A 23,482-nucleotide genomic window follows, 5' to 3' on the forward strand; every position below is an offset into this window, starting at 1 on the left:
ATGTTTTTCATTACTAATCGATGACATTCACTCCCTACTGCTTGCAATTCCCGGCATAAGTCGGTATTTTGGGAACAGTATGTTGAACAACGACTGCACAATTAATGTTAAAATATATTTTGAGCGCATAAGCGCTGTATAGGAATTTATGAAAAGGACTGAGACCATGATGACTGAACAAGTAATGACAGGGCTATATGAAGGCATTTCAAAAGAATCTGTACTGATCAATGAACCTTTAAAATATCATACGTATACAAAAATGGGAGGAATCGCTGATCTCTTCATCATCCCAACGTCTTATGAAGAAACGGCTTTTGTCGTAAGATATGCTTACGAACGAGGCATCCCTTTGACATTGCTCGGGAACGGATCGAATCTCGTCATACGTGATGGCGGTATTCGCGGTATCGTTCTTTCGTTTGAAAAGTTAACCGACATTTCGGTCGAGGGACATGAACTCGTCGCTCAAAGTGGCGCAGCAATCATCGAGGCGTCTCGTGTTGCGTATGCGCATCAACTGAGTGGTCTTGAATTCGCTTGCGGGATTCCGGGAACGATTGGTGGCGCGTTGATCATGAATGCGGGCGCCTACGGTGGAGAAGTCAAAGATTGCCTTCATAGCGCCACTGTTTTGACACGACAAGGGGATCTGTTGAACATTTCGCATGATGAACTCGAACTGGGATACCGGACGAGTTGTTTCTCAAAGAAAGAATACATCATTCTCGAAGGACGATTTGCTTTGACGGAGGGTGATCCAGCATTGATCAAGGAAGTCATGGATGATCTAACGCATAAACGAGAAACAAAGCAGCCTCTCGAATATCCTTCTTGTGGTAGTGTCTTCAAACGTCCAGAAGGCTATTTTGCGGGTAAATTGATTCAAGATAGTGAACTCCAAGGAACCCGCATCGGTGGTGCTGAAGTATCAAAGAAACACGCCGGTTTTATCGTCAACGTCGAAAACGCATCAGCATCTGACTACATTGCACTCATTCGCCATGTACAAGAAACCGTTCAAGAAAAATTCGGTATTTTACTTGAGACAGAAGTAAAAATCATTGGGGAAGAAGCTTGATAATAATCTAATCAGAAAAGGTGAGCCCAGTATTTGGACTCACCTTTTTATTCATTTAGATCGACCAGTTTCCGTCACGCATGACTGATTCACGCGTCCCGTCTGCAAGTTCTCCCTCAATTGATAGATCCGCGGATCCAATCATGAAGTCGACATGCGTCATCGAGTCGTTCGCACCTTGTGCTTCTAGTTCTTCCGCTGAAAGACTAGGACCATTTTCAAGACACGTCGAGTACGCACGACCAATTGCTAAGTGGCACGAAGCATTCTCATCAAACAACGTATTGTAGAATAAAATACCTGAATCAGAAATCGGAGAACGATGTGGTACGAGCGCGACTTCTCCGAGATACCGGGCACCTTCATCGAGGGAAATTAAATCATCCAATGCTTCTTGCCCCTGTTTCGCTTCCGCTTTGACGATTTTTCCGTCCTCGAACCAAAGAGTAAATTCATCAATCAAGTTACCACTGTAGCTGAGTGGTTTCGTACTCGAAACATGACCGTTAACACCTGTCTTCTTCGGTAATGTGAACACTTCTTCAGTCGGCAGATTTGCGATAAAATCAACACCATCTGCATTCGGACCACCGCCACCTAACCAAACGTGACGTTCTGGTAATTCAATTGATAACTCTGTTCCTGGCGCTGTATAATGCAATGTTTTGTATTTCTTCTCTGTCAGGAATTTCGCTTTTGAACGCAGATTATGATCATGATCCGCCCATGCAGCAACCGGATCCGCTTGATCAGCACGTGTTGCCTTCAAAATAGCTGCCCACAGTTCCTCAATCGGTTCCTCTGCATCAGGAAATACTTTCTTCGCCCAGCTTTCAGAAGGTGCTGCTACAACACACCAGCTGACATTGTCACTCATGACGAACTTTCGCCAATTGGCGAGAGCAATACCAGCTGCTTTATTCGCACGCGCGATTCGACTTGAATCAACACCATTTAATAAATCTGGATCTTCGCTGACGACCGATAAGAATGCTGTTTTTTCTTCTGCAAGCTGATCGTAACGTGCTTTTAACCAATCCGGGAATGTATCAAACGAGTCTTCTGGTGCATCAAAATAACGGATTTTCGTCATCTCATCATCTGACCATTGTACATATACTTGCGTAGCACCTACTTCATATGCTACACGTGTGATTTCGCGAACAAGTGGTAAATTCTCGATTCCCGCTCGCACCTCCAATTGTTGTCCTGGCTGTAGATTGATCCCGGTACGCACTGCTAAAGACGCGTACTGTTGTAATTCTGCTTGTGTCGGCATTATGTAATCCCCTTTCTTGTATCTTTATTTTCACGAAATAGTTGCAATTTTGCAAGAAATAAGGCGAAACTAGAAAGAGAAGAGAAGGAGGCATCACCATGGAATTCACCCCCGGAGATTTTAAATCAGCTTATACGTATTTTCACCGACAGGCACTCGATCTCGTCGGTGATGAAAAAGCACAACAAGAATTGTTGATTCGAGCAGAAATCGGACTCGCACATCTGACACAAGATATCGCGTCTACGGAAAGTTCTGATATCGAACGCGAGGCAGAACTCGTCCTTTATTTCCAATTAAAACAACTACTCGAAATGCTTCGTGCCCTCTATCAGAAAAAATTCGAGATGCATGCAGAGCAAGAACAATTATTGCTAACGGCAGTTCTGTACTTTACGTCTCCTGTTGACGCCTTACCGGACGATAACGTCCTCGGACTCTTTGATGACGCACAAATCGTCGAAACGATTTACGAAGAACTCGCCGCAGATGTTGATCGCTTTCAACATATGGAATGAATGAAAAAGCAGCTGTCGCGACAGCTGCTTTTTCATTATGCATTTTGTTTAGAAGCGATATGAACCGGTGCCGTAGATTGACGTGATTCATCTATTTCTAGTTTTTCTTTATTCAACCACGTATAAATCATTCCCATGAAGACTGCTCCACCGATGATATTTCCAGCTAAAGCCGGTAACAGATTGTGCATGGCTCCTGCAAACGTAATCGTATCCGGATGTGGCACGATTAATGCGATAGAGAACAATGCCATATTTGCGATGACATGATCAAATCCTGATGCGAAGAAGACTGCGACAAGTACCATCATCATCATGATCTGCGCTAATTCATTCTTCATGTTCTTCGGAATGAAAATTGCTAAACAGACCATCCAGTTACAGAAGATTGCCCGGGTAAAGATTTCCCACGTCGAATGATGAATTTTTGTTTCCGATACAGCAAACAACCAATTGTTCATTCCAAGTTCCTGTAAGATACCTGTTTGAGAGAAGAGTAATGCGAATGCTAATCCTCCAAGACCATTTCCGATCAGACAAATCAACCAGACTTTCATCGTATCCATCTTCGTTGTATAGCCGCGCATCGTTGCCGTCGTGAAATACATCGTATTCCCTGTAAACAGTTCTGCACCGCCATAAATGATCAAGACGAGTGCCACTCCGAACGTCAATCCACCGACAAGTGTCGCGGCAGGTGATTCTGCCATATACAGCCCGTTAATTGCTTTTAAGGTAAAAATGATTGCAAATCCAATGAATATCCCCGCTAACATAGCACGAACTAAGTATTCGAGAGGACGCAGTTGTAGCATACGTGTCGACTTGATTGCTTTATTCCGTAACCCTTCTAATGCTTCTACCTCGTTCATTGTAGAAACCTCTCTTCCTTTTGTTCAACACTTCACAATGTTTGTTCATTTATTATAATACTTCCATCTTAAGAGATGTTCAAGTCTTGATTAGACCTGTTTTATCGTTTTCATAAAAGAACGAGATGTAAACGATATCATTGTGTCGAGATTGTGAAAAATGCCTTTTCTTGCTTTATACAATTAATTAGTTTGAATCGAAAATCCTGATGCGAAACGCTCGAAAAAGGTTTGTCGTCTGGAGGAATCAAGCACATATCCATCGATGACGACACGATTAAAACGTCCAGACGATGACGTAGCGCGTTCGATGTCAGATGGTGTATAGATGTCGAACGCGCTACGATCTATCTTAAAATCAGCTTTCGAATAGGGATCGGTATAGTGAATTTCAAGATTGGTCAAGTCAGGAATCGTCGAAAATAAAACGAGCGTATGATGCATAAGTACTTTTGATAAGCGAGCGTTCAAGAAATCCTGATTCATTTGTAATGTACCAGTATCGGTCCCGATCCAAGCACGCCGTTCTTTGCCTGTGACGTCATAAGCGAGCCGTAACGACTCTCCTTCGACATCTACCTGTTTTAATTCTGATGAAAACGGGAGTTGTTCAGCTAATTGGCGAACAGCTACCGTATTCATCATGGAAGCACCGACTTGTCTAGCTACGAGATCACCATCATGCCAAATAGATCGTTGGTTTTCTTCGTCTGGTTGTTGAAAAAGACGAATCCCCACCAATACGCCTAAACAAATACAGCCTATAATCAAGAATGTTTTCTTCATTTTCATCACCTTCCTAAAAAAACTTACCCTTTTTCATCTTTTTTCATAAGAAGGGTTGAAATTTTATGCATATGGGCGTACTCTTGCAGGCAGATACTCACAGAAGGAGGAGCATGAGGTCACTCATCATAATGCCATGACTACAACACACCCACAGAAAAAGAGAGTTGAAAAAATCAGTTTTTTAATCATAGGTACGTTGCTGTATTCCTTGTACATCAGCTTACTACTATCTCCAAATGATATCGGATCAGGTGGTATCATGGGGATCACGCTTGTCCTTCAAGAGCTTTTCCACACCCCAATCGGATTAACCCAATTGCTCTTAAACATTCCCCTCTTCCTTTTAGGTTTCCGTTTCTTACGAAAGCGATTCATGTTCTTATCTGGCATCATTGTCGTTGCCTCTTCTTTTTTAATCGACTGGATTCCGACTCAGATCGTTCCCGAGTCATTGAACGATCCGCTTGTTGCCTCCATCTTTGCCGGTCTAGTCTCTGGTCTTGCGATGGCATTGATTTTCTTTGGTGGCGCATCGACAGGTGGACTCGATATTCTTGGAAAGTTTTTCTTTGCTCGTTTTCATAATTGGCCACTTCCTCGCATATTTCTGATACAAGATCTTGTCATCTATATCTTGGTATGGTGGGTCTTCGATTTGAAACACGTTATGTATGCTCTTATCATGAGCTTCGTTCGCGCCAAAGCTCTTCAAACGGTTTACAGTTTTTATTCCGCTTCTAAGCAATGTATCATTATTTGCGAAAAGGCGGATGAAATAAATGAAGTCATCACAAAAGAACTTGGTCGTGGTGTGACGATCCTTGATGCACGGGGAGGATACTCCAACCGAACGAAGAAAATGGTCTATGTCGTCGTTCAAAATAATGAAATCGTCCGTTTGCAAGAAATCGTTTCTTCTGTCGAACCTAACGCGTTCGTTACGTTCTCAGAAATCCATACTATTTTTGGGAATTATAAGGAACATTCGTATTCGTTTTAAACTCAAGCGCAGCCTAGCTGTGCTTTTTCTATTTCGTTTACTTTAAAACAGCTTCTCGTATTGCACCAGCTTTCCTGCTTTTTTATTCGGAATACTGATTTTTTTACTTTCTTCTCCCTATTCAAAAAATGGACAGGCTTCACTTTTTTTGCGATAGTAGTTAAGCTTATGACATGTCTATTTATTTAAAGGAATGATTGCATGCACTCACTTTGGCGTCAGCGTATTCTGCTGATCCTTTTGATCAGTTTATTCGCTTCTATCCCAATCATTTACGCCCTATCCGGTTATCGGACGATTGCAACGATAACAGAGCAAATGAAGGATCATGACATACCGTTAATCAATCAAGTGGACCAGTTGGTTGAACATAACCGAGATCGTGCCAATGCGGTGCGTGGTCTTTTATTGTATGAAGATAGTCGTTATCTCGAACAGTATTACTTTTCTACTTCTAAAATTCATGATTTACGAAACAGTCTAAATCAATCGTCGACCACGCCAGGAGCAATCAAGGATTTACTACGTCGCAATAATGTCTGGGAGTCCGAGATTGAACGAGTATTCGTCGTCTATGAGCGTCAGAGTCCAACGGCAGCAAAGCGCCTTGCCAAACAAACGACGCAAACGACACAAACGATTCTCGAGGACTTATCTCGTGTGAAAGATGATTTGTATAAGACACTTCAAGCAAAATTACAACAATCAGATACTTTAGTCGCTACATATAAATGGATGTGTCTCAGTCTCTCTATTCTGTCCTTTTTATTAATTAGTGCGACAATCTTTTTTTCCCACCGGTTCGCACCTAACAAGTCAGACGAATCGTCCTTAGAGTAAACGAAAAGCGCAGCCAAAGCTGCGCTTTTCGTTTACTCTAAGAATTATTCAGATACTGCTTTTCCCTCTTGTACATGCTCCATCGCCATATGAACAAGCGACGACACATGATGGTCATCTAAAGAATAATACACGGCTTTTCCATCTTTACGAAACTTGACGAGCCCTTGTTTTAACAGGGAGCGAAGATGATGAGATGCTGTCGCAATCGAGCAGTCGACAGAAGCAGAGACATCACAAACGCACAATTCCTCTTCGATCGTCAACGCATAAACGATTCGTAGTGTGTCGCATCTGAAAGGATCTTAAATAATTTTCCGATTTCAAGCGTCGGAATCGTATCAACGACTTGTCCAATCTCAGACGCACGCTGTTCATCAATAGCAATCGTTTCACAACGGGGAATGTCCATGTCCGTCACCTCGTTTCTATTTCTATATTGCACCATGAGAAACAGGACATTTGCAAGTTCAGCGCATCCGCCTACGAATGAGCCAAAATACAACCCATCCCCCTACGTAATCACCGATATCCCAAACGATTCGATTTTGATCGACCGCACGTACACCGATATCGATGATCTTCGTACTCTCCAATCGATTCCTATAACGCTTACGTAATCGAGCAGGAATCGGGAGACGAAGCAGTATTCGATAATAGATGTCTAAGTGGGTGTGTCCCCAAATTTCTGTAGCGATCGAACTTGTCTTGATATACAACGGACGTTTGTAGCGTCTTTCATACTTTTCCTTCAGCAAGAGAGCCATTTCATAAGATACACGATTAGGACGCGGAAATAAAATTTTCCCCAAATGGTAGATCCCCCGATTATCCACGCGAATGATTTGTGGTTCCAATCGATACCGGATCCAATAGCCCCGAAAACGGATCGTCTGCCATTTCAATACAATCACCTCTGAACGGATTATACCCTGTTCTGAAGAGATTGATGCCATTCCCGTACAGCATCTGTCATATGTTGTGCAGCACGCCGTCGATCTTCTTTAGCAAAAATTTCCGAGATGACCGCATATCCTTCTAATGGGATAGGAAGAGAAGCGACATTCGTTGCCGTAATTCCGCCAATGCCAATTAAAGGTAAGCGCACGGCTTCGCGAATCGCTTGAAGCATCGTGTGTGGCATCGAGTCGGCGTCTGCTTTCGATGACGTCGCAAATAGAGAACCTACACCTAAATAAGATGCTCCATCTCGTTCTGCTTCAATCGCTTGCGCGACGGTTGCTACCGATACGCCGATCACAGTGTTCGGTAAGAGACGTCGCGCTGCGGTTAGAGGAATATCTTCTTGTCCGATATGCAAACCAGCTCCGACAAGTAACGCAATATCAATTCGGTCATTGATAATCAAAGGAACATCATGACGATCCGTCAGTCTCTTTAACCGGACTGCCTGTTCGAAGAATTCCTTTCCCTGCGCTGTTTTTTCCCGTAATTGTATAATCGTTGCACCACCTAAAATCGCTTCTTCAACGACCGTTTCGATTGCAACTCCCGGATGATATCGACGATCTGTCACCGCATAAATGGAATAATCAATTGACATGTTCTACCACCTCCATCAAATCTTGCTCCGTCATCAGACTGATTGCATTGAACAACTCTCGTTTGAAATTACCTAGACCTTTTTCTGATGCTGCCTGTTCTCCTGCTTTTCCCATGATAAATGTTCCGTGGACTGCTGCCTCAAACGCAGAATATCCTGCACCAAGAAAACTCGCAATCAAAGAAGCTGTCATACACCCCGTACCTGTGACGTCTCCGAGACGCGGCGTACCTACTTGTAGTTCCACTTCGCGCATGCCATCCGTGATGTAGTCGATTGGACCTGTGACGACAATGACGGACTTTTGTTTACGAGCGAATGCACGAATGATTTCTCGATCCATGATCTCATCACTAGCAGCATCGACTCCTTTTGTTCGTCCATTCTCCCCAAGCAATGTCTTGATTTCTGAAGCATTTCCTTTAACGACCGTACATCCGAGTCTACTCAATTCTTTTGAAAAGGACGTACGCAATGATGTGGCTCCCGCTCCAACTGGATCAAGGATGATCGGAACGTTCAAGCGTCTCGCTTCGCTTGCGGCGAGTCGTTGAGCTGCTTGCATGTCTGCATCAATTGTTCCAATGTTCAAGACAAGAGCTTGCGCGAGTCGAACCATCTCTTCCACTTCGCGAATATCCTCCGCCATGACTGGAGATGCGCCAACGGCAAGTGTGACATTGGCGCAATCATTGATCGTGACTGTGTTCGTCAAATGATGAATGAGTGGTTTGTGTTTAAGAATGGTCGTAAACATGTGAATCCCTCCAAAGTGAATGAAAATGATGTGTCGGTCCAATCCCTTGTCCGAGAGCAAATCCATGACGAATCGCCTCTGTAACATACTTCTTGGCCTGACGTACACTGTCCGGTAAAGCTTCTCCAAGTGCCATCCGTGCCGCAATCGCTGCAGATAAGGTACAGCCTGTTCCGTGAGTATGTTGATTATCTAACCGATCTGATGTGAAACGGTATTCTTCTTGCCCGTCCCATAATAAATCCGTGGCAGCTCCCGGTAGATGTCCACCTTTTAGCAAGACAGCTCCAGTCTTCATAGCCAACTGATGCATCGCCAGTCGCATCTCCTCTAGATTAGTAACTGATTGCCCTGTTAAGCGCTCTGCTTCCGGTAAATTTGGTGTGACGAGTGTCGCAAGTGGCAGTAACTCCGCGATTAGTGCTTCCTCTGCCTCCGTCCGCAATAGGGCATGCCCGCCTTTTGCGACCATGACAGGGTCTAGTATGATTGGAACTGTCTGTTTGCGAAGATGTGTTGCAATGACGTGAATCGTTTGTGCATTCGAGACCATACCGATTTTGATAGCATCCACACGAATATCTGAAAAGATTGAAGCTAATTGGGCATCAACGATTTCCGATGATAACTCTTCTACTGCTTGAACGCCCAGTGTATTTTGAGCCGTTACCGCTGTCAAAACACTCATCCCATAAACGCCCAATGCTGAAAATGTCTTTAAATCTGCCTGAATTCCAGCTCCACCACCGGAGTCAGATCCCGCAATCGTCAATACATGTTTCATATTTTTCTCACCTTTCCATCGAGCAATGTAAGGGAGTTGTTACCGACAAAAAAAGCGTCGACCGCTGTAAAAAAGCAGTCGACGCTATACGAAATCGTTATCCAACCATTTCGGTATCCGTTCGGCTCAACTTTCCTACGCTGGTATTATCCAGTTCAGGTAATAGGGTCGAAAACAGATTGGTTTTCCTCTCAGCCGGATTCCTCCAGCTCCCCTAGTTGCTCAAGTATTCATTTCGCCTTAACTGTAGCATAGCGGCAAGAAAAAAACGAGCCGAAGCTCGTTTTGAATTATAGATATGCTAATGGATTAACTGCATTCAGAGGAGAAGAGGCACTGTACTGATAGCCTCCGACATGTAGTTCGAAATGCAAGTGTGGTCCTGTTGAATTCCCAGTACTACCAAGTGTTCCAACTTGCTGACCTTGAGAAACTGTTTGTCCTGCATGAACAGATAACGAACTCATATGAGCGTAGACTGTCGTATAGACTTTCCCGTCAAGGAAGTGAGAAATCATGACGTGATTTCCATAAGGCCCACCACCTGAAGCTGTAATGACCGTTCCAGCTGCTGCTGCGACGATTGGTGAGCCGACCGAACCACTGAAATCGACACCATTATGGAACGTATAGCCGTTCGCACCGCTTGCTGGTCCAAACCCTTGTGATACGCCACCAGAAGATGGACGAACGAATTTCCCACCGCTCGAAACAACGGGTGAAGCAACTGAAGTAGGTGATTCTGAACTCTTACCTGCTTGTTTTGCTGCTTGAGCATTCGCTTTAGCGGCTTTTTCAGCTGCTGCTTTCTCGGCTGCTGCTCTTTCAGCCGCCACTTTAGCTGCTGCCTTCGCTGCCGCAATCGCACGTTCTTGAGCTTCAAGTGTCGCTTGTAGTTCTTTCGCGTCTAGAAGTTCTGTCGTAAACTTCGTCTTACCTTTTCTTAATTTTTTAAGCGTAGCACTGCGTTCTTTCATTTGAACTTTCAACGCTTTTTTTTGTTCGATTAATGTTTTCTTCTCTTCAACCTGCTTCGTCTTTTTTTCAACGAGCGCTTGTTTTGCTTCCGCTAGCTTTTGTTGGGTTGCGATGTAATCCGAAATCATTTTATCATCTTGCTCCGCGATTTTTTTCCCTGCCATGACACGACTAAATAAATCACCTAAATCCTTCGATCCAAAAATGACTTCTTCCCATTTGATTGAGTTTCCATCGTTTTCTTGGAAGACACGTAGACGATCACCGAGTAGTTCTTCTTGTTTTTTCAACATCTCTTCGTAGCGAACGATGTCTGCTTTTAATTCATCGATTCGCAAATTCAATTTCTCGATTTGTTTATTTTTTTCGGAAATCTGAAAAATCTTTTCGTTGATCGCTGCATCGATTCGATTGATTTGACGTTGTTCTTTCGAAATTTTCGACTCTTGTTTTTTAATTGCTTTTTCTAATTTACGTTGTTCTGCGGCATTTTCAGCCTTTTTTTCTTTGATCGTTGCTGCCGCAATTGGTTGTGTTCCTGTTATAAGTAATGCTCCTAAAACAATGGTAGAAATTAGTTTTTTTAGCATATATCGTTTTCCTCACTTATGTTTTTCATATTTTATTATAGTATTCAAGTTTCTCTCACATCTGAAATAGATTATAGCACCCTAATCGTTTCAAAAAAATTTCATTTACATTTCAAATGAAAACGTTTTTTGTAATATAATCATTTATTTTTTGAAAATCGCAAAAAAAGAACCGCTGCATAAGCAACGATTCTTTACTGTTTAAAACATCGTCATTGGGTTCACTGAGCTAGCTGGACCAGTTGCACTATAGCTGTATCCACCGACGTGGATTTCAAAGTGTAAGTGTGGACCAGTTGAATTCCCAGTGCTTCCACGTAAACCGATTTGTTCACCTTGACTGACGCGTTGACCTGCGTGAGCATTGAGTGCGCTCATATGAGCATACAATGTTGTGTACGTTTTACCGTTTAATTGGTGGGCAATCATGATGTGGTTTCCGTAAGGACCACCACCTGATGCTGTAATGACTGTTCCTGTTGCAGCTGCAACGATTGGAGTTCCAACCGGACCACCAAAGTCGATCCCGTTATGGAACGTATAACCGTTTTCTCCACCTGCTGAGCCATAGCCTTGCGTGACAGCCCCAACCGTTGGATGGATGAACAGACCACCGGATGATGGTGACGGTTTAGGTGTCGCAGGTGCTGACGGTGTTGGCGCAGCTGGTGCTGGCGCAGGTGTAGATGCTTTTGGAGTCGATTGTTTCGTCGAACCAGAAGGTTTCGCGGCTTGCGACGCTTTCTCTTGTGCTGCCTGCTGAGCCGCTGCTTCTTTAGCTGCTTGTTGCTCAGCTTCTTTTTGAGCCGCTGCTTGAGCTGCTTCAGCTTCTGCTCGCGCTTTTGCTTCACGTGCTGCTTGAGCTTGACGCTCTTTTTCGATCCGTGCTTCACGTTCACGTGCTGCCTTTTCAGCTGCAATCGCTTTTTCTTGAGCAATCAGAATTTGCTGGACTTCTTTTGCATCCATCAATTGTGTTTCAAATTTCTCTTTTTTCTTACGTAATTCTTTTAAGCGTTTGTTTCGCTCTTTTAATTGCGATTCAAGTTCTGCTTGTTGGCGTTTCAATTCTTGCTTTTCAACAACCAATTGTGCTTTCTTGTCTTTCACTTCTTGTTGTGCATCCGCTAATTGCTTTTGCGTATTTTGATAATCCGTGATCATTTTATCATCTTGCTTTGAAATCGATTTTCCGGCCATGACACGGCTAACGAGGTCACCGACGTTTTTTGCCCCAAAAATGACTTCTTCCCATTTAATCGAGTTCCCGTCATTTTCTTGCATGACACGAAGACGATCCCCAAGTAGTTTTTCTTGGCGTTTTAATTTCGCTTTATACTTTTCGATTTCTTTTCCAAGTTGAACGATTTCTCGTTCCGTCGCCTTAATTTGACGATCTTTCGTTTCGACAGCAAAGATCTTTTCATTCAAGGCTTCGTCTAATCGATTGACTTCTTGTTGCGTCTTAGAAATTTTTTGACCCTCCTGATTAACGGAAGACTCTAAGTTTTTTTGTTTTTTAGCATTGTCTTGTTGCTGTTGTTCGTTTTTAGCTTTCTGTTCACTTAAATCGTCAGCTGCTGCAAAATGAGGTGCTGATGAAAGAACTAGTGCGGAAACGATGAGCGACGCGAACGTTTTTTTCATGTAGTATTCCCTCTTTTTCTCTAGTAGTATGTCGATGAATTATATGGAATAACAGTTACGTTAAAATTAAATTCTATAATAGTTTTTCTTATTTATAGGAACGTTTTTGATTATAGCATTCATTCCTCTTCCATAATATTTCAGTGATATTTCATTTTAAATAAATCGTTCTTCTTCTATGTAATAGAAAATGATGGAAAACAGCTTCCCATTGCAACTTTGATTCATTTTTGGGAAACTGAAGCGAATGGAGGGAAACATCAGATGAAACTAGATCATACCGGCATCGCCGTTCGCGATATGCAAGAAGCAATCTCATTTTATACAAAAGTACTTGGTGGAACATTAACAAAAGAGTACTCAAACCCCGCACCTGGTGTCGCTTCCAACATCGCCGTCATCGAGTTCGATGATGCGCATATCGAGCTGTTGACACCAACTAGCCAGGATAGTCCAATCGCTCGTTTTTTAAAACAACGTGGAAAAGGAGTCCATCACATTGCCTACCGTGTTGATGATTTAGATCAAGCAATCGCCGAAGCAAAACAACAAGGCTTAACATTTTTAGAAGATACGTATCGAACGACGCCGTTTGGACGACGACTGATTTATATGAACCCTCGTCATTCACATGGGGTTATCACGGAACTCTGTGATTATCCAGAGAACTCATAAAAAAATCAGCACTGCGATAACGCAGTGCTGATTTTTGTTTTATACGATTAGCCGAGTTTTGCAACGATTTCTCGATTGAATGCAGGAATGTCATCCGGTTGTCGACTTGAGATAAAATTATCATCAACGACGACTTCTTCGTCCGCGAAATCTACTCCAGCATTTTCTAGGTCGATGCGAATTGATTTATAACCTGTCATTTTTCTTCCTTTAACGATTTTGGCGTTAATCATCAACTGAGGTCCATGACAGATCGAGAAGATCGGTTTTTTTGACATATCGAATTCTTCGACGAATGAGACGAAACGCTCATCTTCGCGTAGTAAATCTGGTGAAAATCCACCTGGTATCAAAAGGGCATCATAGTCTGCCGCCGATGTCTCATCAATTGAGAGATCAACGGTTACTTTTGCATCTTCCTGTTTACCAACAAGCTCTGCACCTTTTTTGGCACCAATGACAGTAATGTCGTGCCCCGCTTCTTTTAACGCATCAACCGGTCCAGTGAATTCTACATCTTCAAAATGATCGGCGAGTACGACTGCTACTTTTTTAGACATGTGATTCATCTCCCAAGTTGTTTGAATTTAAATCGAATCTTCTCCGCGATCTCGTGGAGAAACCGGATCATCTGGCATCTCGTTTTTCCCTTTTAGGATTTCCTTTTGCTGCTCCTCTGTCAGTTTCCGTTCTTTATCAGACAGACGATCCCGTTCATCTTCCAATTTTTCATTTGGACGATCGGTTTCTTTTGGTGCCATCGAAAACCCTCCTTAAGGATGTATTTCTTATAACGAATCAACGACTTTAACAGAAAGGTCGACATCGATGTTGCCACGAGTCGCTTTTGAATACGGGCAGAAGTTGTGTGTCTTCTCAAGTAGTTCTTCTGCTTCTTCTTGCGATACCCCAACGACTTCGACGACGAGTTTCGCCGCAATTTTCACACCGTTATCCGCTTCGTCCTGTAAGAGGCTGACTTCTGAATTCGTCCGCGTCTCGACTCGTTTTTTCGCTTGGCGCGCCATCAAATTGTAGGCACCATCAAAACAAGCGGCATATCCTGCTGCGAATAACTGTTCCGGGTTTGATGTCGGAATGTCTTCTTTGCCTTTTGTTCCAGGCATGACTAAATCAAGATTAATGACGTTATCATCTGAAGAGACTTTCCCGTCGCGACCACCGACTGCAGATGCGCGCGAAGTAAGAATGACGTTTGACATGATAGAAAACCCCTTTTCCTGTTGAATTAAAAAGACTTTTTTGCCACATAAACAGTAATACCCGTCACCGGCGGAGATAAACACAAGGAGTGTTCAATCCCTTTACCCTGCCATTCTTCCAATAACGAAAAAAGACGATGAACTTAATGTCCATCGTCTTTTGATTTTGCTATTTTATCCGATATCCTCTGTTGCAACTTCTTCTTGATCAGGCAATTGAAGATAAATCGACTTCACTTGGTGGTTATCAACTTCCATGACCTTGATCGTATACGCTTGATAGCGGAATTCTTGACCACTTGATACTTCTGTATCCTGTGCCATGACCCAACCACCAATCGTATCAATATCTTCTTCTTCAATACCTAGGTTAAAGCGTTCATTTAAGTCATCAATTAAGACACGACCTGAAATCCGGTATAATCGTTCATGGATCTGTTCGATATCCGCTTTCTCATCTTTATCGAATTCGTCTCGGATTTCTCCGACGATTTCCTCCAATATGTCTTCCATCGTGATGACACCAGCTGTCCCTCCGTATTCATCAATGACGAGTGCCATTGGCGTCCGTTCCACCTGCATCTTCAGCATCGCGTCTTGAAGCGGTGAATACTCGGATACGATCGGCAAGTTATGGATATAATAACTTAATGCTTTCCCTTTGTTCGCCATATGGTCCGTAAATAATTGTTTTGCATTGATGAAGCCAAGGATTTTATCCTTATCTCCTTCTTCCGCTACCGGATAACGTGTGAACTGATACTCTTCAACGAGACGAATAATGTCCTCCATCGATGCATCGTTCGAAATCGTGATTAAATCTGTCCGCGGTAACATAATGTCTTTCGCGATTCGCTCATCGAACGAGAAGATATTTTGCATGTAGGAAAGTTCGGTCTGGTTGATTTCTCCACTCTTGTAACTCTGCGTCATGATGATTTTAATTTCTTCTTCCGAGTGAACTTCTTCGTGACCAGCAGGTTCAACACCAAACAAACGAAGAATGACCCGGGCTGAACCGTTCAATGTCCAAATGAAAGGTTTCATGACCTTACCGAACCAATAAAGCGGTGGTGCGAGTAACATCGTGATAGCTTCCGTCTTTTGAATAGCCAAGGACTTAGGAGCTAGTTCTCCAAGCACGACATGAAGAAACGTTACAATTGAGAATGCAAGGACGAACGAAATGATCGTCGAAACGGAGCTTGGGATGTCGATTTCTTCGAACAACATACTGAGAATCGCACCTACCGTCGATTCTCCTAACCACCCGAGACCAAGCGCTGTCACGGTAATTCCAAGTTGACAGGCTGATAAATAATAATCCAAATTCTCAAGCAGCCTTTTCGCTACTTTCGCAGTCTTGCTTCCTTCTGTAATCAACTGATCGATTCGAGACATTCGCATTTTGACGACCGAAAATTCGGCGGCAACAAAAAAAGCGGTTAAAATGATGAGTAGTGCAATGACGAGTAGTCGAATAATGATCGTCGTCGTGTCGAATGTCTCCATTGAGTGTGTACTGTCCAATCGTTTCCCCGAAGAAAGGGGATTCACCTCCATTAATATAAAGCCAGATGCAAAGGCATCTGGTCGTTTACAGCAAAAAGAAGCTTTATTCTTTCAAAGCTTCCTTACTTTTTCATATTCATACTATAACGGAACTTTCACAAAATGTGTACTTGAAGACACGATTTCAATCGGTCAGACCACGTATAGGATGAAGATTACAATCATGAGCAACATCGCGATTCCCTTTAACAACGCACTTGATAAGATACCGAGAACCGTACCGATTCCTACTGAAACGGCTGTTTGCCATGTTTTTTTACTAATGATTTTTTCCGTCAAGATGGCAAAGACGAACGGGAATATCAATAGTCCGATTCCTGGTAAAATAAACGGTCCGGCAATCAATCCCACTGTCGTCGCGATTTTAGCCGCTTGAGATCCTCCCCGTCGATCAACAGTGTAGGCGCTGACGAGATAATCCAGTGTGAACAAGAGAATGATGAAAATCGCTTGAATCACCCAAAAACTAATTGATAATTCAGAGAAACCGAATCCGAATCCATAAATCAAAAAGCCTACTACTAAAACCGGCGCACTTGGGATGATCGGATATACGAGTCCTGCAAAAGCGACGAGAAAACACACGACGATTAGACTCCACAATAAAATTGTCACTTCCATCCCTCCCTTCTTCTAAAGTTCTTGCTTTTATTACGAACGTGAAGAGGCAAAGGTTTCATCAAACACTTATTTCAATCGTCCTTCTAAAAAAAGAACGATCCCACTCATTTTTATAGCATTATATTGATTAAATTCCTGGTTTAAAGTGCTTTAAAACCCGCTTGACTGACTGATTTTGAGCAATATGTTTGGTAGAAGTGTATGGATGTGTTTTACTTCTTTTCATAACGTGAATAACTTAATTGTTATAATAACGAATGGGGGATGAATTGAGATGGCTCAACAAAACGAAGCTACGTTGCATACGGATTTTACGAAGATTTATATTGACGGTCAGTGGCGCACAGGCGCAAGTGACAGCAACATGACGAATACAAATCCATTCACTGGAGAAGAGCTCTTTACGATCTCTGCCGCGAACCAACAAGATTTAGATGACGCGTATGAAGCGGCTCAAGTTGCTCAAAAAGACTGGGCGAAAGTTCCTGCCTTAAAACGCCAAGGCCTGATCGAAAACTTTCTGAAGGTGTTGTACGAAGAAAAAGAGATTATCATCGATTGGCTAATCAAAGAGTCAGGAAGTACACGTATTAAAGCGGAAGGTGAATTCCTTGCCTCAGTCTTGATCGTCAAGGAAGCTGCTACCTTCCCATTACGGATGCATGGTGAAATTCGTCCATCGGTCGTACCAGGCAAAGAAAACCGAATCTATCGTAAAGCACTTGGCGTCATCGGTGTCATCAGTCCATGGAACTTCCCGTTCCACTTAGCTGTGCGGTCGATCGCTACTGCTATCGCTATTGGGAATGCAGTCGTCGTTAAACCGGCAACAGACACACCTGTCTCAGGCGGTTTAATTTTCGCTAGCCTGTTTGAAAAAGCTGGATTACCAAAAGGTGTTTTAAATGTTATCGTCGGTCGTGGTTCAGAAATCGGTGACGCTATCGTCGAACACCCTGTCCCACGCTTGATTTCCTTTACAGGATCAACTGAAGTCGGTCGCCACATCGGAGAACTTGCCGGTAAACACCTGAAGAAAACAGCGCTTGAACTTGGCGGAAACAATGTCTTCGTCGTACTTGATGATGCTGATCTCGATCGTGCGGTTGAATCTGCTGTCTACAGCAAGTTCTATCATCAAGGTCAAATCTGTATGTCAACGAACCGAATTCTCGTCGCTTCTTCGATTCATGATGAGTTCGTCGAAAAATACGTTGCTCGTGTGAAAGAATTACAGTATGGTGACCCATCACATGACCGGACACAAGTCGGACCACTCATCAATCAATCACAAGTCGAACGCATCCTTGAAGATCTTGAAAAAACAAAAGCTGCCGGTGCAACCGTTCGTGTAGGTGGAGAAGCAAAAGACAACGTCATTGCGCCAACTGTCGTCACAGGCGTCACGAACGATATGCCGCTTGCTAAAAATGAAATCTTTGGACCAGTTGCTGTCATCATCCCATTCGATACAGATGAAGAGGCACTTGAAATCGCGAACTCTCTTCCATACGGATTGAGTGGTGCAGTGCACGGTTCATCTATTGAACGTGCGACCGCTTTTGCACTGGAAGTCGAGACAGGTATGATTCACATCAACGACCAATCGGTCAACGATGAGCCACATATGCCATTTGGTGGTGAAAAAGATTCAGGACTTGGTCGCTTTAACGGTGAATGGGTACTTGAAGAATTCTCAACTGTACAATGGTTGTCCGTCATGCATGATCGCCGCCAATACAAACCATTCTTTGAATAAATAATCAAGAGCAGGGAACTCTTCCCTGCTCTACATACTTAAAAAAGGAGCTGAACGGTTATGCCATTATTACGATTCGACGTCATTGAAGGACGTTCTGAAGAAGAGTTGAACGTGTTACTCAACACTGCACATGACGCGATGGTCGAAGCATTCGACGTGCCGGAACGTGATCGGTATCAAATCGTGCATACACACAAAGCTCACGAAATGGTCATTCAAGATACAGGTCTTGGTTTTAAGCGGAGTAAAGATATCGTCCTTATCAGTGTGACAAGTAAAACGCGGACGAAAGAGAAGAAGCAACGTCTCTATCAATTGCTCGCTGAACGATTAGAAGCAAATTGTGGACTTGCTCCGACTGATTTAATGGTTTCAATCGTCGAAAATGATGCGGCGGACTGGAGTTTCGGTCTCGGTGAAGCACAGTTTTTAACAGGTAAACTATGAGCGTTCAACAAATGAAACAATTAAAGGGGGATGTGTTACCGATGATTTCCGATAACACCCCCCCCTTTTCTTCATTCATTAAACTATTAACATAAACCCTAACATGACTTATTCCACAGTGACTTCGACCTTCTCACGGGGATTTTCTCGCTGTAACGGCACTTTCCAACTAAACTGATCAGGTTCTGGAACGAAATCGAGGCCTCCTGGATGAAACGGTTGGCAACGAAGCAAACGGCGTGTCGTCAAATAACTCCCTTTTACTGCACCATGACGTTCAATCGCCTCCATCCCGTAATGGGAACACGTCGGATAGAATCGACATGTGGCTGGTTTCATGGGAGAAATGACTTTTTGATAAAAGCGAATGCCTCCCATTAAGACACGTTTCATAACGTCCCTTCTTTCTTCTTTTTTTCTAGTGTAACGCATCTGTTCATCATTTTCAGATGTTCTGCTTTATCCTAAAAGTAGATTTAAAAGAAGGATGTGTTGAGATGAAGGCATTAACATTCCACGAATTCGGAGGTTCTGATGTATTACGCTTCGAAGACGTGCCAACGCCAACAATCAGCGAACAGGAAGTTCTGATTGAAATGAAAGCGATCGGTCTGAATTTTGCAGATATTTATCGTCGAAAAGGAAACTATCATTTAGAAGGACAGCCTCCCTATATTTTAGGTTACGAAGGAGCAGGAGTCATCACCGCAATCGGTGCAACCGTTTCAACGTTCCATATAGGTCAACGGATTGCTTTTGCGGACGTTCCGCTTGCGAACGCTGAGTACGTGGCGGCACCCGTTGATAAATTGATTCCGCTTCCTGACGGTATTTCATACGAAACAGCAGCTTCTGTCTTATTACAAGGATTGACGGCACATTATTTGACTCGCGACAGTTATCACGTTCAACCAGGAGATACCGTCTTAGTTCACGCTGCTGCCGGTGGCGTGGGGCAATTACTGACACAACTCATTCGTTTACTTGGTGCAACTCCGATTGGCTTAACTTCTTCTCCCGATAAGGCACAGATCGCAAAAACTGCCGGTTGTGAGTCTGTCTATTTGTACTCAGAGAACTGGGTCGAGCAAGTGCTTACACAAACTTCTGGTAGAGGGGTCGATGTCGTTTATGAGTCTATCGGTTCTACGCTAATGGACAGTTTCCATGTAACGAAAGTACATGGGACCGTCGTCTTCTATGGTATGGCAGGCGGTGATCCCGCACCTGTCGATCCACGTCTTTTAATGGATACGTCCAAAACATTAACAGGTGGCGACCTTTGGAATGTGTTAACGTCTTCTGAGGAACGCATCCGCAAATCGGGTGAGCTGTTTGATTGGATTTTATCTAGTCACCTTAACCTGTCCTCTCCGACAATTTTTGCTTTATCTGATGGAAAAGCAGCGCATGACTTTTTAGAAAGCCGACGTAGTACAGGAAAGTTACTGTTAATTCCTTAATCATTTTCTAGAGACGACTCTCGTGAGTCGTTTTTTTGTGTGAAATTGGAATTATCGATTGATTTTTTATAATGAAGAGAGTAAAGTAAATCTCATCAAAACCTAAAACTCAAATTAGTTTTGAGTTTTAGAAAGGGGATTTGTATTTATGTTTCGCTCAGAATGGAAGAAATTGAAGAGTCCGATGATGATCGTCGTCATTCTCGCCCTCATCCTCGTACCGTTTCTTTACAACTCCATCTTCTTATCTGCATTCTGGGACCCGTACGGTCGTACAGAAGATATTAAGGTAGCTATCGTCAACGAAGATCAGGCGACAAAGTTTAAAGGAGAGAAAGTCGACATCGGGGATCAATTCGTCGATAAACTCAAAAAAAATGATGATTTTGATTGGCAGTTCTTGTCTCAGGATAAGGCAGAGAAAGAATTGCGTGACGGAAAAGTCTACATGACAGTCGTCATTCCAAAGAATTTTTCTAAAAATGCAACGACACTACTCGATGATCACCCGAAGAAGATTGAGTTAGAATATTACTTGAATCCAGCGAAAAACTACTCGGGAACACAAATTTCGAGTACTGCCGCAAAACAGTTAAACGAAAAAATCCGAAAATCCGTTACGAAACAATATAGTAGTGCTATATTCGGTGCGTTAAAGAAAATCGCAAACGGAATGGAAAAAGCGTCGGACGGTTCCTCTAAACTCGAGGACGGTAACCATAAAACAGCGGATGGCGCTAGAACACTAGCAACAAATCTTGGAAAACTCGCAGATGGCAGTCTGACACTGTCCGAAAAACTCGGGGAAGCGAATCAAGGTTCGAAAAAACTGAGTGATGGTGTCACGACACTCGACGAAAAGACCACCCTCTTCGCTCAAAAAACGGGTGAGCTATCTTCTGGATTGAACACACTCGATGAAAACGGTGGCAAGTTACAGGCAGGTGCCGCGCAACTTCAAGAAGGCGCAACAAAACTCAGCGGTGGCTCAACACAGGTACGCCAAGGGGCAGAACAACTGGCTGCGGGTACTGCTCAGCTTAATGAAAAAATTCCTCAGTTGACGGACGGATTAAATCAATTGGATAAAAAAGCACAAGCTGCGAATGCCTTTTTAACACAACTCAATCAAGATGCTGAACAGGCGAAACAGGACTTACGGGCCCGTCGCCAAGCACTTGAGGCAAACGTCGCTCAACTAAAAGAAGTTATTTCTGCTTCTGAACAGTTATCAGATGAAGAAAAACAAACATTACTCGGTTCTATTGGTTCATTAGAAGAAAATATTCAAAGTCTTGCTGCCCAAGAAGGTGCAATTGATCAGAGTCTTGCTCAAGCAACAGAAGCAACGAAGAAAATCGGTCAACTCGCCGCAGGTGGTCAGCAAGTCCAGTCTGCTGTATCGCAACTAAACGCTGGACAATTGAAGCTCGTCGATGGTGCGAAACAAGTCGAGTCTGGCGCACAACAATTAGCTAGTGGACAACAGACGTTCAATGAAAAACTCGGTCAGTATACTGCGGGTGTGCATAAAGCCGCAACAGGCGGTGCCCAACTAGCTGACGGCGCGAACCAACTGTCAGATGGTACACATCAACTTCAAGCTGGGGCTAGCGCGTTGAATAACGGATTAGGACAATTGGCATCTGGTTCTTCTACGATTACAGATGGTATCGGCAAAACGACCGAGGGTGCTTCAAAAATCGCGGATGCCAACACGAAACTTGAAGATGGAGCTAAAACACTGAAGGATGAGCTCAGCAAAGGAGCTAAAGACGCGACGGTCAAGCCGACAAAAGAGCGGGATAATATGCTAGCAGAACCCGTCGTCTTAAAAGAACATGACTATTCGACTGTCAACAATTACGGTTCTGGTTTATCAGCTTATATCCTTAGTATTGCCTTGTTCGCAGGTGCCTTGATGTTCTCTTCGGTCTATCAGATTCGTCCCGAACATGGTGAGAGTCTGACATGGCGCTTCCTCGTCGGTAAATTATCACTTATCTTACCGATTGGCGCATTACAAGGTGTCGCAGCGGCCACAGCCATCGTCTATGTGCTGGATGCTGATGTCGCGAGTGTCCCTGCGCTCTATGGATTCGCTGCCTTGACAGGTATGACGTTCATTACCATTCTGTTCACGCTCGCGATGCTACTCGGTCGCGTCGGACAGTTCCTTGCCTTCTTACTACTCCTTCTTCAAATCGGTGGTAGTGGTGGAACGTTCCCTGTCGAAATGACGCCAGGGTTCTTCCAAGCGATTCACGCTTTCTTACCGATGACATATTCGGTCGGTGGATTCCGCGAAGCGCTTGGACTCGGTGTGACGGATGTCCTCGTATCCAATAGTCAAGTCCTTGCGACCATATTAGTCGTCGCATTAATCATCTGCTTCGTTGGAGGGCTCGGAGCCAAACGGATTCTACTCTCAACGAAAGCGAGACGAAAACAACATGACACAGTCTGATAAAGAAACTTTGATACTCGACTCAGCAATGGCTTGCTTTTCAGAACTCGGTTATAAGGGAACGACGATCGAGCGTGTCGCCCGACGCGCTCATGTCGGAAAACCAACCGTCTATCAATTGTTCGAAAGTAAACTCAATCTGTTTGAATCACTCGTAACACGTGTGTTGCAAGAGATGAAAGAAGAAGCAGAACGCGCTTACGTCGAACAGGCGACCGTAGAAGAAAATAAACAAGCAATGATCGACGCCATCGCCTATCATCAGCAACAACACTTATTCATTCTTCAAATCATCGAAGAAACACGCAACTTAAAATTACAAGAGATGCAGGAATTACGGATGCGGATTGAACGACATGTCGTCGAATATATCAAGACATTACTTGAGACTCGTCTTGGTCAAGACGATCGCGACATACCGGTCGATGTCACGGCCTTCCTGATCTTTCGAACGTATATCGCGTTGATCGCCGAATGGCCATCGATTGCGCGTCCACTTGAACTCGATACGATTCGACGTGCCATGTTGCGCGTTCTGTGAATAAAAAACCGC

General features: G+C 43.6%; 27 protein-coding genes and 1 riboswitch. Of the genes, 10 read left to right on the forward strand and 17 right to left on the reverse strand.

Annotated elements, in window-relative coordinates:
- The first annotated feature begins 166 nt into the window (after positions 1 to 166).
- Positions 167 to 1,081, forward strand: a complete 915-nt coding sequence (gene murB / locus Q9R23_RS10705) for a UDP-N-acetylmuramate dehydrogenase (protein WP_290784180.1) — start codon at positions 167 to 169, stop codon at positions 1,079 to 1,081.
- A gap of 55 nt (positions 1,082 to 1,136) precedes the next feature.
- Here murB and Q9R23_RS10710 read toward each other — a convergent pair whose 3' ends face one another.
- Positions 1,137 to 2,360, reverse strand: a complete 1,224-nt coding sequence (locus Q9R23_RS10710; RefSeq protein ID WP_035412507.1) for an aminopeptidase — start codon at positions 2,358 to 2,360, stop codon at positions 1,137 to 1,139.
- A gap of 98 nt (positions 2,361 to 2,458) precedes the next feature.
- Here Q9R23_RS10710 and Q9R23_RS10715 point away from each other — a divergent pair, with 98 nt between their 5' ends.
- Entirely contained in the window at positions 2,459 to 2,878 is a 420-nt protein-coding gene (locus Q9R23_RS10715; protein WP_035412504.1) for a YkvA family protein, read from the forward strand.
- Between the two features lie 35 nt (positions 2,879 to 2,913).
- On the opposite strand, the gene Q9R23_RS10720 is transcribed toward Q9R23_RS10715, so the two are convergent.
- Together Q9R23_RS10720 and Q9R23_RS10725 are read right to left on the reverse strand one after the other, a co-directional pair.
- Positions 2,914 to 3,750 carry a formate/nitrite transporter family protein gene (locus tag Q9R23_RS10720; RefSeq protein WP_290784178.1) on the reverse strand — a complete coding sequence of 279 codons (837 nt, stop codon included), beginning with the start codon at positions 3,748 to 3,750 and terminating at the stop codon, positions 2,914 to 2,916.
- 183 nt (positions 3,751 to 3,933) lie between these two features.
- Positions 3,934 to 4,536 carry a hypothetical protein gene (locus tag Q9R23_RS10725; protein WP_214856437.1) on the reverse strand — a complete coding sequence of 201 codons (603 nt, stop codon included), beginning with the start codon at positions 4,534 to 4,536 and terminating at the stop codon, positions 3,934 to 3,936.
- A 136-nt stretch (positions 4,537 to 4,672) separates the two neighbouring features.
- Here Q9R23_RS10725 and Q9R23_RS10730 point away from each other — a divergent pair, with 136 nt between their 5' ends.
- Positions 4,673 to 5,539, forward strand: a complete 867-nt coding sequence (locus Q9R23_RS10730) for a YitT family protein (RefSeq protein WP_214856436.1) — start codon at positions 4,673 to 4,675, stop codon at positions 5,537 to 5,539.
- A gap of 201 nt (positions 5,540 to 5,740) precedes the next feature.
- Positions 5,741 to 6,379, forward strand: coding sequence for a CHASE3 domain-containing protein (locus tag Q9R23_RS10735; RefSeq protein ID WP_035412493.1), 639 nt, complete (start codon positions 5,741 to 5,743; stop codon positions 6,377 to 6,379).
- 44 nt (positions 6,380 to 6,423) lie between these two features.
- Here the strand turns inward: Q9R23_RS10735 and Q9R23_RS10740 are convergent, their stop codons facing one another.
- From Q9R23_RS10740 to Q9R23_RS10775, 8 genes are all read right to left on the reverse strand, one after another.
- The gene (locus Q9R23_RS10740) at positions 6,424 to 6,645 is read right to left on the reverse strand and encodes an ArsR/SmtB family transcription factor (protein ID WP_311247016.1); all 222 of its coding nucleotides are present in this window, start codon (positions 6,643 to 6,645) and stop codon (positions 6,424 to 6,426) included.
- Positions 6,642 to 6,791: a hypothetical protein gene (locus Q9R23_RS10745; protein ID WP_311247017.1), complete on the reverse strand. Its 150-nt coding sequence runs from the start codon at positions 6,789 to 6,791 to the stop codon at positions 6,642 to 6,644. The genes Q9R23_RS10740 and Q9R23_RS10745 overlap by 4 nt, the downstream gene beginning before the upstream one ends.
- Before the next feature lie 58 nt (positions 6,792 to 6,849).
- The gene (locus Q9R23_RS10750) at positions 6,850 to 7,191 is read right to left on the reverse strand and encodes a hypothetical protein (RefSeq protein ID WP_251137984.1); all 342 of its coding nucleotides are present in this window, start codon (positions 7,189 to 7,191) and stop codon (positions 6,850 to 6,852) included.
- A gap of 113 nt (positions 7,192 to 7,304) precedes the next feature.
- Complete coding sequence (gene thiE, locus Q9R23_RS10755) at positions 7,305 to 7,943, reverse strand: thiamine phosphate synthase (RefSeq protein WP_290758146.1); 639 nt, start codon at positions 7,941 to 7,943, stop codon at positions 7,305 to 7,307.
- Positions 7,933 to 8,700, reverse strand: a complete 768-nt coding sequence (gene thiM, locus Q9R23_RS10760; RefSeq protein ID WP_035412483.1) for a hydroxyethylthiazole kinase — start codon at positions 8,698 to 8,700, stop codon at positions 7,933 to 7,935. The genes thiE and thiM overlap by 11 nt, the downstream gene beginning before the upstream one ends.
- Complete coding sequence (gene thiD / locus Q9R23_RS10765; RefSeq protein WP_290758149.1) at positions 8,681 to 9,484, reverse strand: bifunctional hydroxymethylpyrimidine kinase/phosphomethylpyrimidine kinase; 804 nt, start codon at positions 9,482 to 9,484, stop codon at positions 8,681 to 8,683. The genes thiM and thiD overlap by 20 nt, the downstream gene beginning before the upstream one ends.
- A gap of 115 nt (positions 9,485 to 9,599) precedes the next feature.
- A riboswitch (TPP riboswitch) is annotated at positions 9,600 to 9,710 on the reverse strand.
- A gap of 64 nt (positions 9,711 to 9,774) precedes the next feature.
- Positions 9,775 to 11,052 (reverse strand): murein hydrolase activator EnvC family protein, encoded by a 1,278-nt coding sequence (locus tag Q9R23_RS10770; RefSeq protein WP_311247018.1) that lies wholly within the window; start codon positions 11,050 to 11,052, stop codon positions 9,775 to 9,777.
- Positions 11,053 to 11,253: 201 nt separating this feature from the next.
- Positions 11,254 to 12,699 (reverse strand): murein hydrolase activator EnvC family protein, encoded by a 1,446-nt coding sequence (locus Q9R23_RS10775; RefSeq protein ID WP_035412477.1) that lies wholly within the window; start codon positions 12,697 to 12,699, stop codon positions 11,254 to 11,256.
- Positions 12,700 to 12,963: 264 nt separating this feature from the next.
- Here Q9R23_RS10775 and mce point away from each other — a divergent pair, with 264 nt between their 5' ends.
- Entirely contained in the window at positions 12,964 to 13,374 is a 411-nt protein-coding gene (gene mce / locus Q9R23_RS10780; protein WP_035412473.1) for a methylmalonyl-CoA epimerase, read from the forward strand.
- A 47-nt stretch (positions 13,375 to 13,421) separates the two neighbouring features.
- On the opposite strand, the gene Q9R23_RS10785 is transcribed toward mce, so the two are convergent.
- The 5 genes from Q9R23_RS10785 to Q9R23_RS10805 all read right to left on the reverse strand — a co-directional run bounded on the left by Q9R23_RS10785 (position 13,422) and on the right by Q9R23_RS10805 (position 16,784).
- Entirely contained in the window at positions 13,422 to 13,934 is a 513-nt protein-coding gene (locus tag Q9R23_RS10785) for a type 1 glutamine amidotransferase domain-containing protein (protein ID WP_035412470.1), read from the reverse strand.
- Between the two features lie 27 nt (positions 13,935 to 13,961).
- Positions 13,962 to 14,135: a hypothetical protein gene (locus tag Q9R23_RS10790; protein ID WP_214856424.1), complete on the reverse strand. Its 174-nt coding sequence runs from the start codon at positions 14,133 to 14,135 to the stop codon at positions 13,962 to 13,964.
- A 27-nt stretch (positions 14,136 to 14,162) separates the two neighbouring features.
- Complete coding sequence (locus Q9R23_RS10795; protein WP_290758160.1) at positions 14,163 to 14,597, reverse strand: organic hydroperoxide resistance protein; 435 nt, start codon at positions 14,595 to 14,597, stop codon at positions 14,163 to 14,165.
- A 174-nt stretch (positions 14,598 to 14,771) separates the two neighbouring features.
- Entirely contained in the window at positions 14,772 to 16,109 is a 1,338-nt protein-coding gene (locus tag Q9R23_RS10800; RefSeq protein ID WP_290758162.1) for a hemolysin family protein, read from the reverse strand.
- Between the two features lie 192 nt (positions 16,110 to 16,301).
- Positions 16,302 to 16,784, reverse strand: a complete 483-nt coding sequence (locus tag Q9R23_RS10805; protein ID WP_290758165.1) for a DUF456 domain-containing protein — start codon at positions 16,782 to 16,784, stop codon at positions 16,302 to 16,304.
- 280 nt (positions 16,785 to 17,064) lie between these two features.
- On the opposite strand from Q9R23_RS10805, the gene Q9R23_RS10810 reads away from it, so the two are divergent.
- Positions 17,065 to 18,549 carry an aldehyde dehydrogenase family protein gene (locus tag Q9R23_RS10810; RefSeq protein WP_290758168.1) on the forward strand — a complete coding sequence of 495 codons (1,485 nt, stop codon included), beginning with the start codon at positions 17,065 to 17,067 and terminating at the stop codon, positions 18,547 to 18,549.
- Between the two features lie 60 nt (positions 18,550 to 18,609).
- Positions 18,610 to 18,999: a tautomerase family protein gene (locus Q9R23_RS10815; protein ID WP_056063504.1), complete on the forward strand. Its 390-nt coding sequence runs from the start codon at positions 18,610 to 18,612 to the stop codon at positions 18,997 to 18,999.
- Between the two features lie 108 nt (positions 19,000 to 19,107).
- On the opposite strand, the gene yidD is transcribed toward Q9R23_RS10815, so the two are convergent.
- Complete coding sequence (gene yidD / locus Q9R23_RS10820; RefSeq protein ID WP_290758171.1) at positions 19,108 to 19,392, reverse strand: membrane protein insertion efficiency factor YidD; 285 nt, start codon at positions 19,390 to 19,392, stop codon at positions 19,108 to 19,110.
- 104 nt (positions 19,393 to 19,496) lie between these two features.
- Between yidD and Q9R23_RS10825 the strand changes: the two genes are divergently transcribed.
- From Q9R23_RS10825 to Q9R23_RS10835, 3 genes are all read left to right on the forward strand, one after another.
- The gene (locus Q9R23_RS10825) at positions 19,497 to 20,462 is read left to right on the forward strand and encodes a quinone oxidoreductase family protein (protein WP_311247019.1); all 966 of its coding nucleotides are present in this window, start codon (positions 19,497 to 19,499) and stop codon (positions 20,460 to 20,462) included.
- 148 nt (positions 20,463 to 20,610) lie between these two features.
- Positions 20,611 to 22,929 (forward strand): YhgE/Pip family protein, encoded by a 2,319-nt coding sequence (locus tag Q9R23_RS10830; protein ID WP_311247020.1) that lies wholly within the window; start codon positions 20,611 to 20,613, stop codon positions 22,927 to 22,929.
- Positions 22,916 to 23,470, forward strand: a complete 555-nt coding sequence (locus Q9R23_RS10835) for a TetR/AcrR family transcriptional regulator (protein ID WP_290758180.1) — start codon at positions 22,916 to 22,918, stop codon at positions 23,468 to 23,470. Before Q9R23_RS10830 ends, Q9R23_RS10835 begins: the two co-directional genes overlap by 14 nt.
- Positions 23,471 to 23,482 lie beyond the last annotated feature (12 nt).

The sequence above is a fragment of the Exiguobacterium sp. BRG2 genome, assembly GCF_031844245.1.
Lineage (GTDB): Bacteria > Bacillota > Bacilli > Exiguobacteriales > Exiguobacteriaceae > Exiguobacterium_A.